The sequence below is a fragment of the Ruegeria sp. G2 genome, assembly GCF_056533505.1.
Genome location: NZ_JBQFON010000027.1, coordinates 1 through 764, shown reverse-complemented (window position 1 = coordinate 764; position 764 = coordinate 1). Strand labels below are relative to the sequence as shown.

Here is a 764-nt window from a genome sequence, read left to right as displayed (position 1 = left end):
GGATGTGTCGCAAATATTTGGAACGGCCAAAGTCAGCGACTTGCTGGATACACCTATCCTGCGATCTCGGCGAATAGCTGAAAGCCAGACGTCGTATTGCTGTGGAATTGCTGCTTTCGGATCATGTTGGCGACCTCAATGCCGTCCAGTGTGGCCGAGGCGGATCTGAACGATTTGAACCCGCACATGTGCCGGATGCGTCGCTTGATAAACCGATGATCCTGCTCGATCAGGTTGTTTAAATACTTGGACCTGACTGTATGAATTTTGGCGGTGCAACCAAACCGATTAAGGATTTTGTTCACCTCTCGAATGCCCACTGCGTTGGCTCCGCTTTTGTCGATGACGATCTTGCTCGGGATTCCATTTGACGACAGAGCTTTGGCAAAGAACCTGGCTGTCGCTGGACGGTTCCAGCGCTCAGACAGCGTGAAATCATGGGTATTTCCTGCCTTGTCGACGGCCCGATAGAGGTAGATCCATTTGCCGCGAACAGGAATATAGGTCTCCTCCATACGCCAGGAGCTCAACGTTGGGCGTTTCTTTGATTGCGCACGAGCTGCGACGATCGGCGAGTATTTCACAACCCACCTATCCAATGTGACATGGTCAACTCGCACACCGCGTACAAAACAGCATCCTTGGGAAATGACAGCCCTTCAATGAGATCATGCTCAAGTAACCTGTTCGAAATCTATTCGGCGGAAACAATCGTCAGATCACACAGGCTCGTCAACTAGACCCCAGAGTTTGCGACACATCCG

At 51.3% G+C, this 764-nt stretch carries 1 pseudogene; it reads right to left on the bottom strand.

The window, feature by feature from the left end:
* Window positions 1-53: 53 nt before the first annotated feature.
* A pseudogene (locus ACR0DU_RS21325) lies at window positions 54-626 on the bottom strand (IS6 family transposase); the annotation flags it as partial.
* Window positions 627-764 lie beyond the last annotated feature (138 nt).